We start from the raw sequence: 15,359 nt of genomic DNA, 5'->3' as shown, positions 1-15,359 counted from the left end.
ATTCACACTCGAATAACTAAAAAGGAGGGATTGATGTGAAAATCGCTGTTGCAGGCGGCACTGGTTTTATCGGTCAGGCGCTTATACATTCATTGAGCCAGAATGGAGCTGAATTCTTTATATTAACAAGGAATCCAAAAATCCACCACAGCGGCAGAAACGTCCACTATATCAACTGGCTGAAGGACGGGGCTGCCCCTGAAAAGGAACTTCCCCCATTGGATGCAGTCATTAATCTGGGGGGAGAATCGCTAAATGGCGGGAGATGGACAGAAGAGCAAAAGCAAAAAATTGTTACAAGCAGAGTGCAGACCACACAGGAAATGATCCGCATTATCAAGGAGCTTCCCCAAAAGCCGGATGTTTTCATTAATGCCAGTGCGGTAGGCATTTATGGAACTTCACTGAAAATGACTTTTGATGAAGAATCCAGGGAAATAGGATCAGACTTCCTTGCAGAAACCGTCCATAGATGGGAAAAGGAAGCGAAGAAAGCAGAGGAACTTGGTATCCGGACTATTTACACGAGATTCGGGATTGTCCTTGGAAAAAATGAAGGTGCTCTCCCTAAAATGCTTCTTCCATACAAACTGTTTGCTGGCGGCCGGATCGGAAGCGGACAGCAATGGATGTCATGGATCCACATTAAAGATATAGTCCGTGCTTTTTCTTTTTTCCTGGAGCATAAAGAGCTAAAAGGGCCTGTGAATATGACGGCGCCCCATCCTGTCACAATGGCTGCATTCGGTAAAACGATCGGAAAGGTTCTGGGCCGGCCGCATTGGCTTCCGGTCCCTGCGTTTGCTCTCCGCACCCTTTTAGGGGAAATGAGCATGCTTGTGCTGGAGGGACAGAGGGTGCTTCCCAAAAAATTATTAACTGCAGGATTCTCTTTTCAATATCCTGAACTTTCTTCTGCTCTCTCAGATATTTTAAAAGGGTGAAAATTTCTGCGTTTATTCAGGTGAATAAGGGGAAAAATGGCTAATAATTCTTTTAAAGGAGGCAGTTGCATGGAAAAGAAACGCAATGAAAAGCAGAAAAACCATTTAACCAGCGCCCAGGAAGTAACGTATAACAGAGAATTCAAGAAGGCGGACCGTGCAGCCGGATATACAAAATAATCTGCATGAATTACCAGCTATGATGCTGCCTTTCAGGTGAAATGCTACTAGAAGGGAAAGAATCTTCCCTAGTCCATCATCTCTAGGAGGCGTTCTAATGGCACGTTCCCGAGGCAGAAATCATAGCAGAAACAAACAAGACCTTCCGCTTACACCGAAAGAGCTTAAGCATGATGGTATTGATGTAGAGTTTTCTGAAGCATTGGCCGATACAGATGATATGGAGGCCCAGGCTCGCAGCAAGGCTGCAGACCAGCGGGCAAAAGCAAGAAGATTGCGTAAGGGATAAAAAATGGCCGGCACAGAACTTCTCTAGTGCCGGCTTTATGTTTTGTTTTTTGTGGATAATGTGTAAAAACCTGTTAATGAATTCTGGTGTATATATCCTGATTGTGGATATATCTGTTAATAAGTGATTAAAACTGTGAATATTCCGCCTGACACTATCATTAGCAGACCGGAATTTCAGCAAAAAATTCTTGATATAAAGCCCTGACTGCCTTTTGCTCATCCACCTCTTTAACTCCGAACATCATGCTGACTTCAGAAGATCCCTGATTGATCATTTCTATATTTACCGATGCAGCAGCCAGTGCTCTTGAAGCTCTTGCTGTAGTCCCTACATTCTGCCGCATTCCTTCCCCTACCACCATGATAAGAGCGATATCCTTTTCAATCTTTACTTCATCTGCCTTTAATTCCTCATACATTCTATTTATGATCCTCTCTTCGGTCCTGCTGTCCATTTGACTTTGCTTTAATATGATCGATATATCATCGATTCCTGAAGGAGAGTGTTCATAGGAAATATTAAAATCCTCTAAAATCTGCAGAATTCTCCGGCCAAACCCTAATTCCCGGTTCATTAAGTATTTGCTTATATAAATGCTGCAAAAGCCCGCATCACTTGCGATCCCCACAACGGGGCCATTTGTGTTCAGACGGCTGCTTACGATATGAGTTCCCGGTGCACAAGGATTATTGGTATTTTTAATATGCACAGGAATTCCCGCACGAAAAGCAGGAATCAACGCCTCATCATGAAGGACGCTAAATCCGGCATAGGAAAGCTCTCTCATCTCTCTATATGTCAATTCCTTAATTTCCTTAGGTTCTTTCACGGTAAATGGATTTACGGCATACACTGCATCCACATCTGTATAATTTTCATATACCTCTGCATGGACCGCATTTGCAAGGACAGCTCCTGTGATATCGGAACCGCTCCTTGGAAAAGTGACCGTTTCCCCTTCCTGCGAGAATCCAAAGAATCCCGGAAAAACCAGAATGCCGGATAAATTCCTCAGTGCTTCCAGGTTCCGGTACGATTCCTGCAGAACCTGGGCATTACCAGGTTCATTACTGACCAGGAGGCCGGCTTCTAAAGGACTCATATACCTCGCTTCGATTCCCTCATTATAAAGGTAGGCCGCCATCAGTCTTGCATTATTGTCTTCTCCTGCAGCCTTTACCCTATCCATATAATGAAGAGGAGAAGTAAAATCTGAAGTCAATCTCATTAGAAGATCGGCTTTAATCTCTGTTATAATTTTTTCACCAAGCTGCAATTCCTCAGCAATTCCTGAATATCTCGCCAATAGATCAGTAAAGCAGATTTCGTTTAGTTCTTTTTTCTCTAAGAAATCATTTCCGGCTTCGATTAACAAGTCTGTAACCTTCCGATCTGTTTCACATCGCTTGCCAGGGGCCGAGACTACAACAATTCTTCTTTCCTTATCCGCCCGTATGATATCCAGCACTTTCTTAAATTGAGTCCCGGATGCAAGCGAGGAACCACCAAACTTAATGACCTTCATGTAAGCATCTCCTGGTAAAGCGAATTTTTCGAAAATTAACTTTTATTATAATGTTTTATGGAAAAGAATCAAGAAAATTCCATACTAAAAATACATTTGTTTACCTTAAAAAGAATTATTTATGACCATTAAAAGTTATATATTTCTCTAAAGCGGGTAAAGGTAAGGAAAAGGCATACTATATTACAGGAGGTAAAAAATGATTATTGTCTACATTAGTCTTGCAGTCATCGTCCTCTCCCTTGTCTATTTAGGTGTATACGCATTTAAGACGTTTAAAGCCGTAAAGCCGGCCATTGATAACATGTCAAACACTGCCGCCCGCCTTCAGCAAAAGACTGATACCATAAAGGTGGAAACCAATCAATTAACCGAACACCAGCAGCAGCTTATGACAGATATACAAGTTAAAAAAGAAGCAGTCAACCTAACCATCCAAAGCGCAAAAGACACTCCAAAGCCGCTGATTCAGCTTTGGAAAAGACTCAAACCTGAAACCAGCAAGGAATCAAAAAGACAGTCCAACAGCAAAACAAAAAAACTGCTCGCCAACTATGGACGATAATAAATTGGATAAACGATTCGGAGTGCTTTATTCCGGATCGTTTTTTGTTGAATTAAAAGGAAGATGTCAGAGGATATGAGGCTGATTCCAGATCTCTTCATACATCTTTTTTAGGCTTTTTTCAAAAGATTGTTGTTTTTAAAGGGTTCTGAGGGGAAATCCCGTTGTTAAATCAGATTGATTGGAGCGGAAGGTGCGAAACTCCTGCGGGCTCACCGCCCGCCCCGCGGAAAGCGAGCATCCTGGAGCGGAAATCAGCCACTTTGATCCATAGCAATAAAGTTTGCGAAAACAGCCTTTTTTTATCATAAAATAATGATCCCCCATTCTCTACCCGCAGTTTTTCCAATAATAGCAAGCGAAGTAGAGCGAAAGTCCGGGTATAAATTAGCACTTTGTTACGATAAACTACCTAAGATGTCTCCTTTTTGTAACGAAATTAGCAATCCTTTGAAACATTCCTGTTACATTCAATTGGTATTCTATTCCTACCAACGAAAAAAGGAGAATACAAGTTTTGAAAAAAATAAGTATTTTTGCAGGTCTTCTACTATTTCTATCGTTTGGAGCCAATGGAATTGCATCAGCTAGTTCAAATACATATCAAGTAAAAAGCGGAGATACCCTTTGGGGAATATCTAAAAAATATCATATATCTGTATCACAGCTTAAAAGCTGGAATAAGCTTAAAAGCGATCATATCAAGCCAAAACAAGTTCTAAAGATTTCTGCCTCAGCTGCAGCCCCTGCTGCCAAGAAGGCCGCATCTGTTTCACCGGCTGCTTCCTACAAGGAGATTACAGTGACAGCTACAGCTTATACTGCAAGCTGCAAAGGCTGCAGCGGCATTACTTCAACCGGTCTCAACCTGAAGAAGAATCCAAATGCCAAAGCCATTTCCGTCGATCCAAAAGTTATCCCGCTGGGTTCTAAGGTTTATGTTCCAGGCTATGGTTACGCTGTAGCAGCAGATAAGGGAAGCTCGGTAAGGGGAAATAAGATTGATGTATTCATCTCTAATAAGTCAAAAGCCCTTCAATGGGGACGCAAAACTGTAAAAATTAAAATCATGAAGTAAATAAATAAAATGTCGAGTACTTAAGCCTGCTGAAGAAGCAGGCTTTTTTGTGCTTCCCTTCTGCTAAAAAATAGTAAATTAGAACTATTAGTTTATTCTGAAAATTTATAGAATTTGAGATATAATATATTTCGTAACACTAATTATTCCGATATACTAGGGGGAACATAATGAAAAAGAAAAAGCTTTCCGCTGCCTCTGCCGCGGTCCTCTCCATGGGCCTGCTATTTTCCGCAGGCTTACAGGTAAATGCCCAGGAAGTAAAAGCAAGTACTTCTCCTTCATCAGCATTAACAGCAGGCTCCTCTGCCCCGATTGATTTCGGCATTGCCAACGATGAAAAGCTGATTGAAATGCTTAAAAAGTCTGGCAAGATCCCAGCAAACGCAACGGATGCTGAATCACAAAAGCTATTAAACAAGTACCTTAAGAAACTTGCAGCGGAAGCACCGAAGGATAATGGATCCCTAAAGGCTGAAAGCGCAAAGCTCAAGAAACAAATCAAAAACAAACAAAATAAAAACGGCGTAGGCAAAGACAAACGCTTTGAACATGCAGACAAAGTCAAATCCGTAAAAAAAGATGGAAAATGGAAAGGACCTGTCAGAGAAGATAAAGTGCTTGTCCTCCTGGCGGAATATCCAGATTTCCCACATAACAGCATTAAGCCTGGTGAATCTGATATGTACTATAAGGATTACACTGAAGAGCACTATCAGGACATGATTTTCGGGGAAAAAGGATATGAAGGGCCAAGCGGACAAAAACTGATGTCTGTAAAACAGTTTTACGAGGAACAGTCCGGCGGCTCATATACGATATCCGGCCATGTATCCGGCTGGTACAAAGCTCCTCATAACGCTGCCTACTATGGCGGGAATGACCCTGCTACAGGCAGTGATGCCAATCCGCGCAGCCTGATTAAGGATATTTTGAATGAAGCCTCTAAGGATCCAAACCTTAACTTGCAGGACTATGATAAAGAAGATCGCTATGACCTGGATGGAGATGGCAACTACCATGAGCCGGACGGCCTTATTGATCACTTAATGGTCGTTCACTCTTCAGTCGGTGAAGAAGCCGGCGGAGGTTCTTTAGGTGCAGATGCAATCTGGTCTCACCGGTGGAATCTTGGCAGTGTGTATAGCATCCCAGGAACAACAGCTGATTCGGATAACTGGAACGGCAAAATGGCAGCCTATGATTATACAGTAGAACCTGCTGATGGTGCTGCTGGAGTATTCGCCCATGAATACGGCCATGACCTCGGCCTTCCGGATGAATATGATACGCAGTACACAGGGGCCGGTGAGGCTGTCGGCCACTGGTCCATCATGTCATCAGGCAGCTGGTCCGGTGATATTCCTGGAACAGAGCCGACCGGTTTCAGCTCATATGATCGCGAATACTTACAAAACTCTATGGAGGGAAGCAACTGGCTGAAGGGTTCTACACTTGATTTCAGCGATATTACCAAAAAAGGGACATCCATTCTTCTTGACCAGGCTAACTCTAAAGGCAGCAATAATGATGCGGTCCGTGTCAATCTGCCAGATAAAAAGGTAACAGTGAATACACCAGCCAGCGGAAACAATGAATTCTTCTCCGGTAAAGGAGACAATCTGCACAACTCCATGAAAGCAAATGTGGATTTGACGAATGCTTCTTCTGCGCAATTGACCTTTAAAACCTGGTATGATATTGAAAAAAACTTTGACTATGCCAGCGTAAGAGTTTCCGAAGACGGTGGAAAAACATTCACAGGCCTTGCGAATAATTTGACGACGGATACAAATCCGAATGAATCAAACCCTGGTAATGGAATTACCGGCACTTCCAACGGATGGGTGGATGCGGCTTTTGACTTAAGCGCCTATGCAGGGAAAAACATCATATTATCTTTTAACTATGATACAGATGGCGGAGCTGCACAGGAAGGCTTCTATGCAGATGATATCAAGGTGACCACTGATAAAGGCACAGTTCTTGAAGATAACGCAGACAGCACCATCAAGTTCGACCTTTCAGGCGGTTTCCAAAAGAGCAGCGGATACAGCTTCTATACGAATTATTATCTTCTTGAATGGCGTAACCACCAGGGTGCAGATGCCGGTCTTGCCCATATCAGACGCGGTGACAGCTTACTTTCCTACGATCCGGGACTCATTGTATGGTACGTAGATAACAGCTTTACTGATAACTGGACAGGCATCCATCCTGGAGAAGGTTTCCTTGGGGTAGTGGACGCAGATCAAAACGGTCTGAAATGGTCGGACGGTACTGCCGCGGCAAATCGTTACCAGCTTCATGATGCGGCATTTGGATTAGTGCCAACATCCAAGTTCTTTTTAAATAACAAGGGCATTACGCTGACAGACAGCTATACAAGGCCAAACCCGCTATTCAGCGATTCTTTCAATTACACTAATCCTGTTCTTCCTGATTCCGGCCGTAAGGTGCCGAATTATGGATTAAAATTCATTGTAACAGGTGAAAGCAGCGACAGAACAGTTGGACAAGTAGTAATATCTAAATAAAACATAAGGGCTGCCTCATAAGATTATGAGGCAGCCCTTTTTCAAGTTTGAGGCAGTTACCATACAAATAAGCCCACAATCATGGCACTAAGAAGGGAAACCCCCACACCGCTGACCAGCAGCTTCCACACATTTTTCCCGATGATCGCTGACTTTTCATCACTTAAAAGAGAACTGAATGTACCATAAATCATCCCAACCGTACTAAAATTGGCAAAGGAAGTTAAAAAGGTAACTGCCGCAGCAACAGTATGATTTGGAAGATGCGGAATCTTATTTTTAATATCGAGCATTGCAACAAATTCATTCGTAGAGAGCTTTATTCCCATCAGCTGAGCCACATACATGGCATCCTTTCCGGATAGTCCCATCAAATAAGCGAAGGGGCTGAAAATTATGGAAAAGATCTTCTGAATCGTCAGTCCGTGAATCAGCACACCAAGAATGCCATTGATGGACGCAGTCAGTGCCACATAGCCGATCACCATGGCAGCAATGACGATCACCATCCTGATACCTACCAGCATGCTATTAGAGATAGTGGAGAAAAAGTCCTTCCTTTCCTCTTTTGGAGGAACATATACGATATCCTCTTCCCTGTTTACATCACCAGGATTCAAAATACTGGCGATTAACAGCGCATTCAGACAGTTAAGTGGAATGGCGGCAAATACATACTTTGCCGGCACCATCGATAAATAGGCCCCAATGATGGATCCGCTAATACTGCTCATGCTCATGATTCCAAAGGTGAGAAGCCTGTGCTCCCTTAAGACCCCAAGCTGCTGCCGGATGACAGCCAGTGCTTCAGTATTCCCCAGAAACATCATTTGTATGGAGAAAAAGCTTTCCAGCTTGGGAAGACCGGATATCTTGGAAATCACCCAGCCTACCTTATCAATCAGCCATGTCAATATCCCAAAGTAAGTGAGTATATCAAAGAATGTAATAATAAAGATAATGGGCATTAAAGCACTGAAAAAGAAATCTACATTTTCATTTGCCATCGCAGATGGAAATACAAAAGAGATGCCCTCTGAGGCACAGGAAATAAGCCATGTAAAAAAGGAAGCTATTTTATCAATGACCCAGTTTCCCACCTTCGTTGAAAGCATAAACCACGTAATGAGGAACTCTGTAATCAGCAGAATAATAATGGATTTCCACTTCACCCTTCTCTTTTCAGGTGAACACAAGAAGATCAGCCCTAGAACAACAACAATTCCTATACAATTCAGCAAGAATAACATCCGATCAGCTCCTAGGGTTATTGTCCCCTGAATAGGCCGCCTTATTCCTTCACTGTTTTCCGAATGGCATAAAAAAACCCAGCTGCTTCTATGAGCAGCCGGGCTATTTAAACCAGCCTTTTTCTTTAAACCGGGTGATTGCTTCTATTCTGTTTTTCACCTCTAGTTTATCTAGAATCGTGGAAATATAGTTCCGGACCGTTCCAGTTTTAATGCTTAACTCATCCGCTATCTCTTTTGTATTTTTTCCATCAGCGACCAACTCCAGGACTTCCTTCTCCCTTTCTGTTAAAGGATTATCTTCTCCATATAAATCATCCATCAGTTCAGGAGCGTAGATTTTCTTACCATCCATGATCTTCCTTATTGAATTCGCTAGTTCTTCGCTCGGGCTGTCTTTTAGAAGATACCCCCTTACTCCAGCCTTTAACGCACGCTGAAAGTATCCAGTCCTCGCAAAAGTAGTCAGGATGATCACCTTTGAATGGAATCCCCTCAGCTCTTCTGCTGCTTCTAAACCTGTTTTTCCCGGCATCTCTATATCCATAATACAAATGTCAGGATTTAAATCCTTCACAAGAGCCACTGCTTCTTCCCCATTCCGGGCTTTTCCGATCACTGTCATATCATCCTCTAGATTTAACAGTGAGCCTAGAGCCCCGCGCAGCATTTGCTGGTCCTCAGCTATAATAATGGAAATCAATGATCTTCACCCTTTTTTAAATCATTAGGTACCCTTATAATCAACGAAGTTCCCTCGTCCAAATTAATCTCAGCACTGCCATTGACGAACTCCAGCCGCTCCCTTATTCCAGCCAGGCCATGCCCCTTAGATTCTCCTGATTTAAAAAAACCATTATCATGTATCAATAGAGTTACTTCGTCCTTTTCCTGTGTGATAGAAATATGGCAGGCAGTGGCACCGCTGTGTTTAACTACGTTGTTTACCCCTTCCTTTAAACACATGCTTAAAATATTTTCCGATAATAATGAAATTTTACCAAATTCTTTTCCAATATCGACTTTATAATCAATCCCAGCTGCTGCAAGGATTTGTTCAATACGCTGCAGTTCATCCTTTACTTTGATTCCCCTCATCGAAGAAACAATCTTTCTAAGCTCATTCAGAGCAATTCGTGCCGTTTGCTGCACATCCTTTAGTTCACTTTTTGCCAAATCCAGATCCTTAGGTATTAACTTCCTGGCCAAATCACTTTTTAACCCGATCAGTGAGAGCTTTTGCCCGAGTGTATCATGCAAATCCCTGGCAATTCTCTGTCTTTCCTCTAACTTAACTAGCTCTGATATACGTTCATTGGCATCCTGAAGCTTCTCCTCAAGCTGATCTCTTTCTTTCCGGTTATGAATGCTGAACGGCAGAAGAATTACACTGATCCAGGCAATTACAACAAAAGGCAGCTGCTTGAAAAATAAATCATCTTGGACCAAAATACTGTAATTAATAGAAATAGATGTACTGATTAAATGAACAAAATATAAAATAAAAAAAGCCGGCCTTTCTTTGATATTCCCGATGAAATATGCCAGTAGAAATGCAAAGTATACATAACTATAAAGGCTTGTGGTAGTAATGGAAATGGTCATTAAAATAAATGACCATAAATAAACGACCCACCCTTTGGAAAGAAACGCGATACGATAAAAAATGAAAAAAAGGACAGTCAAGACGATTCCAATTATAATCTTTACAGTGGATGAAGTATGAAAAACAAAGTAGAATGGCAGAATGCAGAGCACCAGCCAAATATAGAGAGAAATCCCGTTCAACTTCTGAAAAGAAAAGTATTTTTTTATCATGATAAGAGCTCCATAAACAATTTATAAAACTCGCCTGAATCAACTTGGAAGTGAGTCGGACGAGTCTTAATTTTTTTGTATTCAGCTTTAAGTGCAAGGAAGATCCTATTACCAGTATAAAAGGTTTTGCTTTTAAAGCATAATTATTTAAAGCTTCCCTGGTTGATTCTCAGATTTTTATAGCTCACAAATTTCTTTTTATGCTCATCCCACAGCCTAAAACGCAGGGAGGATAAGCTGGCTGCCAGTGTAATGGTAGGTACATTATGAAGGGGAGGCGCATGTTTATGGGCCTTCTCCAGCTTATAATTCGGTACTCTTGGGCTTAAGTGATGAACATGGTGAAAACCAATATTCCCTGTCAGCCACTGAAGCAGTTTGGGCAGCTTATAAAATGAACTTCCTTCTACTGCAGCCTTTACATATTCCCATTCACCGTTTTCCTCAAAATATGAATCCTCAAAAGTATGCTGTACATAGAACAGCCAGATTCCGAGTGATCCCGATATCAAAAAAATGGGTCCCTGTACAAGTATAAATGCCTGCCAGCCCACCAGCCAGCAAAAGAACAATACCAGAACGACTATAAAGATATTGGTTACATACGTATTAATACGCTCTTTCATTCTTGCCCCTGTTCTATTAAACCTGTTCTTTATAAGAAAGGCATAAATGGGGCCTAAACCAAACATCACAAATGGATTACGATAAAGGCGATACATGATCCTTGTCCACATTCCGGCTGCTAAATACTCATTAACAGTAAGCACCCAAATATCCCCAGTGCCTCGTTTATCTAAATTACCGCTTCCCGCATGATGAACCGAGTGGTCGTGCTGCCATTGACTAAAAGGAAACAAGGTCAAAATCCCTGTCACAGTTCCCAAAATTTTATTAGCCCGCCGATTCTTGAAGAAGGAAAAATGGCAGCAATCATGGAAGATTATAAAAATTCTTATTAAAAAACCCGCAGCCACCACTGTTATAGCAAGCGTAAGAATCACAGAAAAGTCGATGCTCTTGTAAGCAAGATACCAAAGTAACATGAAAGGCACGAGGGTATTGATAATCTGGAACATACTATTTCGGTAATCAGGTTTTTCATACTCAGAAATCTGCTTTTTTAAATTCAATAGTTTTTGTTTGGACATGATCATGTATTCCCTTCCTCTTATCTCCCTCTCATTATAAACATCGATTTTGTTCTTGTGCAGTAGCACACGTCATGCATGGAGTATGACATATGTCATGGGCTGCTTTTATCTGTTGGGTAACCTTTTATAGATGAATACGTGGAAGCGGCAGAAACGGTTTAAAGCCGCTCTTTCAGTGCAAAAAAAAAGCAGCTAAGCTGCTTATTGCTGCAATTACGTTATCTTGCCCAATCTATGACTGGCCAATCCACTAAGCTGTGAAACTGTTTTGTTTCTGTCCGCTTCTCCTGCTTGGTGGATCTTAATGGCTTCTCTCAGGGAGGACATCAGATTCTCCTGAGTACCCTTTAATGTCTGAATACCAGCCGTTTCAATGGAGTTATTCCATCTCTTTATTTCTTCGGCCTTCTTCTCTCTAAGTAAAGATAAAACGATAGATACCTGATTTCTCCAAATGGGAATCGAAGTTACAATCGATGACTGGATCTTATCATAAAAAATTTCATTTGATTTTTGAATCATATTTATTTGGGCTATGCTCTGGAGGGCAATCTCCCTGCTGACCTTTAGATCTAAAAGGCGGTTTTCCAATAATTCCGCACACTGTTGACCCTGTACTAACCGATCAGCTTTCATGGGGTTTAATGAGCTGTCCCCTTCTTCTTTACACTTGGGGATAATCTGTCCTACAAGGATTTCCAGATACTTTTCCCCGGCCGTAATATGGGCTTCAAGATCATGATAAAATTCGTAATTTAATTCCTTGTATCTCTCTAGCTTCAAGGTATCTTCCAAAAGGAAGCTTTTGCTTCTGTCCAGTTTAACGCTGATTCTTTCTATGACGATGGCCATTTTATGAAGCTTTGACAGCGTTTCTTGAATGGAAGATGTTCTCCTTCTAAATAACTTAGAAAATTTACCAGGTGCCCCTATAAGCTTGTCCACAGGAACTTCATCCAGCTTTGCCAATAACTCCTGGATGGCATCTCCTATAAGGCCTGCTTCCTTTCTCTGCACTACCTGAAGCATACTGCCGCTAATTTCAGCCAAACGAGTTTGAGTACTATTGCCATAGCTTAAAATACTGTGTGAATCCTCTGGATCCAGTAAGCTGATTCTTTCCTTAAGGGAATGTTGATCAATCATGTCTTATCCCAGCTCTCTTTCAATTGGACTCAGGAAGAGTTTCCATGGAGCGTTTAGCGACGTCCAGCTCAAATTGGAGTTGTTCCAGATCTTCAGACAGGATGGCAAATAAATCTTTATCTATCAGATCTATTAACTCATCCATTGTATTTAGCGTTTCAAATAACGCCATGTCAATTTCCAAACTCTTTTTTGGCTGCGAAGCGAGCAGATTATACTTCTCTGTCAGTTCTACTACCGAATCCAAATGGGAAAAATAAAAATCATGTGCCTGATAAAAACGTTTTGGTTCCTTTTTGGTCAAACTAAATATCCTTCGAGTGATCTTGATTAACTCAATCCTCTTTCTTAATGAAGGAAGATGACGGCTTACCATCAAGGCTTTATGCAGACGAAAAAGTTTTTGTTTAGCTTCCAGTAAATTTTGCTCAATGTAGCGGTATTCTTTTCTGGTAAGACCCTGTTTCTTCAAAAAGCGGGATTTAACAACTCTGGAAACCCCCCAGAAAAATATGAATGCTCCAAGAAGGGAAAATATAAAAGAGATCCAAAGTGACTGGCTCAATCCGAAAAAGCTGAACAGAAATATTGTAAAGGCAGCAGGCACAGCAGCGGTAAAGGATAAAAATAATACAGCAAATTTATTCATGTTTGGACTCCTCTCTTATTTACTTTATACGGAATAGCTGGTCTTTGGGTTTCATATTATGGAGAAAAGCAATGCAATTATACCTTACGATAATACAATAGGATTTAAAAGAGACTGTGGATGTAAACTTTTATAAGACCAGAGTCTTATAATACGCATGTATTTTACTGATTGGAGGCTTCGTCCTTCTATTATCCATAATTTTTACATTTTTTGCAATGTAACAAAACTGGAGGAAAATGTCACATGTCAAACGAATTGAATATTTTTGGGCTCAAGCAGGAAGATTCCCCATAAATATATTTTTTGTTAATGTTAATTTATTCAGGATGATTTTTAACCACAAAAAAGCTGTCTGCTTATGCAGACAGCTTCAGAATGACCCCTACGGGATTCGAACCCGTGTTACCGCCGTGAAAGGGCGGTGTCTTAACCGCTTGACCAAGGGGCCGGATATGGTGGGCCTAAATGGACTCGAACCATCGACCTCACGCTTATCAGGCGTGCGCTCTAACCAGCTGAGCTATAGGCCCATATTAATTGGAGCGGGTGATGGGAATCGAACCCACGACATCAGCTTGGAAGGCTGAGGTTTTACCATTAAACTACACCCGCATCAATGGGGCGACTGATGGGAATCGAACCCACGAATGTCGGAACCACAATCCGATGCGTTAACCACTTCGCCACAATCGCCAAATTCATTTAAATATAAAAATGGTGGCTCAGGACGGAATCGAACCGCCGACACAAGGATTTTCAGTCCTTTGCTCTACCGACTGAGCTACTGAGCCATAAAAATATATTGTTTCCTAAACCAATTAGGTGCCTTTTACCTTCACACAAATCTCAGAACGTTTATGCAAGCAGCAGCTCGATTTGTGCGCTGAAGTCATCTTCACAGCTTACTCGAACGTGCTCTACCGACTGAGCTACTGAGCCATAAATGGCGGTCCCGACGGGAATCGAACCCGCGATCTCCTGCGTGACAGGCAGGCATGTTAACCGCTACACCACGGGACCACTTTAGATATAAGAATTCGTTATGCTAATAGATCCTGCTTAACTGTCTCTTCCTCTTCCAGTATACTCACTGAAGTAAATGCGTCGAGACAACTCGCAGATGAGTCACCGCAGCGTCGCTCGTCGCTACACCACGGGACCACTTATTGCGGGGACAGGATTTGAACCTGCGACCTTCGGGTTATGAGCCCGACGAGCTACCAGACTGCTCCACCCCGCGACGATAAGAAATATAAAGTTCTGCATATGCTTTAAGTCCCTGCCAGGACTGTCCCGATTTCAGTAAGCAACTCAAGATGCGGCTCAATCGGTACAACTCGATGCCTTTTCATCGAAGGAATGCTCGTTGCTCCACCCCGCGACGGTAAAAAGTATAATTTTCGCATATGCTTTAAGTCCCTGCCAGGACTGTCCCGATTTCAGTAAGCCCTCCAAGAAGCAGATCAATCGGTACAACTCGATGCTTTTTCATCGAAGGAATGCTCGTTGCTCCACCCCGCGACGATAAGAAATTATGAAATTTAAAATGGAGGAGGTAGAGGGATTCGAACCCCCGCGGGCTGTTACACCCCTGTCGGTTTTCAAGACCGATCCCTTCAGCCGGACTTGGGTATACCAGGTCCAATAAATATGGTAGCGGCAGAGGGGATCGAACCCCCGACCTCACGGGTATGAACCGTACGCTCTAGCCAGCTGAGCTACGCCGCCATCTTTATTTAACTTCAGTTGGTGGAGCCTAGCGGGATCGAACCGCTGACCTCCTGCGTGCAAAGCAGGCGCTCTCCCAGCTGAGCTAAGGCCCCAATTTCATTTCAATGGTCGGGAAGACAGGATTCGAACCTGCGACCCCTTGGTCCCAAACCAAGTGCTCTACCAAGCTGAGCTACTTCCCGTAAATGGCGCGCCCGAAAGGAGTCGAACCCATAACCTTCTGATCCGTAGTCAGACGCTCTATCCAATTGAGCTACGGGCGCATTTTACTATATTATCTTGGTAATTCAAACATCCGAAAGGTTCTCTGGAGCGGAAGACGGGATTCGAACCCGCGACCCCAACCTTGGCAAGGTTGTATTCTACCACTGAACTACTTCCGCATATATGGTGCGGGTGAAGGGAGTCGAACCCCCACGCCTTGCGGCGCCAGATCCTAAGTCTGGTGCGTCTGCCAATTCCGCCACACCCGCATATGAAGATGGTG

The 15,359-nt window shown here is 42.5% G+C and carries 13 protein-coding genes and 14 tRNA genes; 6 read left to right on the top strand and 21 right to left on the bottom strand.

All coding sequences use genetic code 11. The features are described from left to right. Positions 1-35: 35 nt before the first annotated feature. The 3 genes from H539_RS0110170 to H539_RS0110160 all read left to right on the top strand — a co-directional run bounded on the left by H539_RS0110170 (position 36) and on the right by H539_RS0110160 (position 1,413). Positions 36-944 (top strand): TIGR01777 family oxidoreductase, encoded by a 909-nt coding sequence (locus tag H539_RS0110170; protein ID WP_026693423.1) that lies wholly within the window; start codon positions 36-38, stop codon positions 942-944. A gap of 69 nt (positions 945-1,013) precedes the next feature. Next, positions 1,014-1,124, top strand: a complete 111-nt coding sequence (locus tag H539_RS30730) for a YfhE family protein (RefSeq protein WP_081415842.1) — start codon at positions 1,014-1,016, stop codon at positions 1,122-1,124. 97 nt (positions 1,125-1,221) lie between these two features. Then, on the top strand, positions 1,222-1,413 hold the full coding sequence (locus H539_RS0110160; RefSeq protein WP_026693422.1) for a YfhD family protein: 192 nt from the start codon (positions 1,222-1,224) through the stop codon (positions 1,411-1,413). Between the two features lie 160 nt (positions 1,414-1,573). Here the strand turns inward: H539_RS0110160 and H539_RS0110155 are convergent, their stop codons facing one another. Further along, positions 1,574-2,941 (bottom strand): aspartate kinase, encoded by a 1,368-nt coding sequence (locus tag H539_RS0110155; RefSeq protein WP_026693421.1) that lies wholly within the window; start codon positions 2,939-2,941, stop codon positions 1,574-1,576. Positions 2,942-3,140: 199 nt separating this feature from the next. On the opposite strand from H539_RS0110155, the gene H539_RS28290 reads away from it, so the two are divergent. From H539_RS28290 to H539_RS0110135, 3 genes are all read left to right on the top strand, one after another. Next, complete coding sequence (locus tag H539_RS28290) at positions 3,141-3,506, top strand: DUF948 domain-containing protein (RefSeq protein ID WP_051348537.1); 366 nt, start codon at positions 3,141-3,143, stop codon at positions 3,504-3,506. A 517-nt stretch (positions 3,507-4,023) separates the two neighbouring features. Then, positions 4,024-4,584 carry a 3D domain-containing protein gene (locus H539_RS0110140; protein ID WP_026693419.1) on the top strand — a complete coding sequence of 187 codons (561 nt, stop codon included), beginning with the start codon at positions 4,024-4,026 and terminating at the stop codon, positions 4,582-4,584. A 170-nt stretch (positions 4,585-4,754) separates the two neighbouring features. After that, on the top strand, positions 4,755-7,121 hold the full coding sequence (locus H539_RS0110135) for an immune inhibitor A domain-containing protein (RefSeq protein WP_026693418.1): 2,367 nt from the start codon (positions 4,755-4,757) through the stop codon (positions 7,119-7,121). A gap of 56 nt (positions 7,122-7,177) precedes the next feature. Here the strand turns inward: H539_RS0110135 and H539_RS0110130 are convergent, their stop codons facing one another. The 20 genes from H539_RS0110130 to H539_RS0110035 all read right to left on the bottom strand — a co-directional run bounded on the left by H539_RS0110130 (position 7,178) and on the right by H539_RS0110035 (position 15,345). Then, positions 7,178-8,371, bottom strand: a complete 1,194-nt coding sequence (locus tag H539_RS0110130; protein WP_026693417.1) for a nucleoside transporter C-terminal domain-containing protein — start codon at positions 8,369-8,371, stop codon at positions 7,178-7,180. A 103-nt stretch (positions 8,372-8,474) separates the two neighbouring features. Beyond that, a complete protein-coding gene (locus H539_RS0110125; RefSeq protein ID WP_026693416.1) occupies positions 8,475-9,074 on the bottom strand; it encodes a response regulator transcription factor in 600 nt (199 codons plus the stop codon). Next, positions 9,071-10,189 carry a sensor histidine kinase gene (locus H539_RS0110120; RefSeq protein WP_026693415.1) on the bottom strand — a complete coding sequence of 373 codons (1,119 nt, stop codon included), beginning with the start codon at positions 10,187-10,189 and terminating at the stop codon, positions 9,071-9,073. The genes H539_RS0110125 and H539_RS0110120 overlap by 4 nt, the downstream gene beginning before the upstream one ends. A 143-nt stretch (positions 10,190-10,332) precedes the next feature. Then, complete coding sequence (gene desA, locus H539_RS0110115; RefSeq protein WP_026693414.1) at positions 10,333-11,340, bottom strand: Delta(5) desaturase DesA; 1,008 nt, start codon at positions 11,338-11,340, stop codon at positions 10,333-10,335. A 216-nt stretch (positions 11,341-11,556) separates the two neighbouring features. Continuing rightward, positions 11,557-12,489, bottom strand: coding sequence for a toxic anion resistance protein (locus H539_RS28285; protein WP_051348536.1), 933 nt, complete (start codon positions 12,487-12,489; stop codon positions 11,557-11,559). Positions 12,490-12,508: 19 nt separating this feature from the next. Beyond that, a complete protein-coding gene (locus H539_RS0110105) occupies positions 12,509-13,138 on the bottom strand; it encodes a 5-bromo-4-chloroindolyl phosphate hydrolysis family protein (RefSeq protein ID WP_026693413.1) in 630 nt (209 codons plus the stop codon). 379 nt (positions 13,139-13,517) lie between these two features. Further along, positions 13,518-13,589 (bottom strand) — tRNA-Glu (locus H539_RS0110100). A gap of 5 nt (positions 13,590-13,594) precedes the next feature. Then, positions 13,595-13,671: transfer RNA gene (locus tag H539_RS0110095), tRNA-Ile, on the bottom strand. Between the two features lie 8 nt (positions 13,672-13,679). After that, positions 13,680-13,753: transfer RNA gene (locus tag H539_RS0110090), tRNA-Gly, on the bottom strand. 5 nt (positions 13,754-13,758) lie between these two features. Continuing rightward, positions 13,759-13,834, bottom strand: a tRNA-His gene (locus tag H539_RS0110085). 22 nt (positions 13,835-13,856) lie between these two features. Beyond that, positions 13,857-13,932, bottom strand: a tRNA-Phe gene (locus H539_RS0110080). Between the two features lie 153 nt (positions 13,933-14,085). Beyond that, positions 14,086-14,161 (bottom strand) — tRNA-Asp (locus tag H539_RS0110075). 146 nt (positions 14,162-14,307) lie between these two features. After that, positions 14,308-14,381: transfer RNA gene (locus H539_RS0110070), tRNA-Met, on the bottom strand. Between the two features lie 307 nt (positions 14,382-14,688). Beyond that, positions 14,689-14,784: transfer RNA gene (locus H539_RS0110065), tRNA-Ser, on the bottom strand. A gap of 8 nt (positions 14,785-14,792) precedes the next feature. Further along, positions 14,793-14,869 (bottom strand) — tRNA-Met (locus H539_RS0110060). A gap of 19 nt (positions 14,870-14,888) precedes the next feature. After that, positions 14,889-14,964, bottom strand: a tRNA-Ala gene (locus H539_RS0110055). 13 nt (positions 14,965-14,977) lie between these two features. After that, positions 14,978-15,054, bottom strand: a tRNA-Pro gene (locus H539_RS0110050). Positions 15,055-15,058: 4 nt separating this feature from the next. After that, positions 15,059-15,135: transfer RNA gene (locus tag H539_RS0110045), tRNA-Arg, on the bottom strand. A 45-nt stretch (positions 15,136-15,180) separates the two neighbouring features. Continuing rightward, a tRNA-Gly gene (locus H539_RS0110040) sits at positions 15,181-15,255 on the bottom strand. A 5-nt stretch (positions 15,256-15,260) separates the two neighbouring features. Further along, positions 15,261-15,345, bottom strand: a tRNA-Leu gene (locus H539_RS0110035). Positions 15,346-15,359: the final 14 nt, after the last annotated feature.

This window comes from Peribacillus kribbensis DSM 17871 (genome assembly GCF_000430765.1).
Classification (GTDB): domain Bacteria; phylum Bacillota; class Bacilli; order Bacillales; family DSM-1321; genus Paraperibacillus; species Paraperibacillus kribbensis.
Note: the sequence above shows the minus strand (reverse complement) of the source record. Positions and strands in the feature narration are given on the sequence as shown.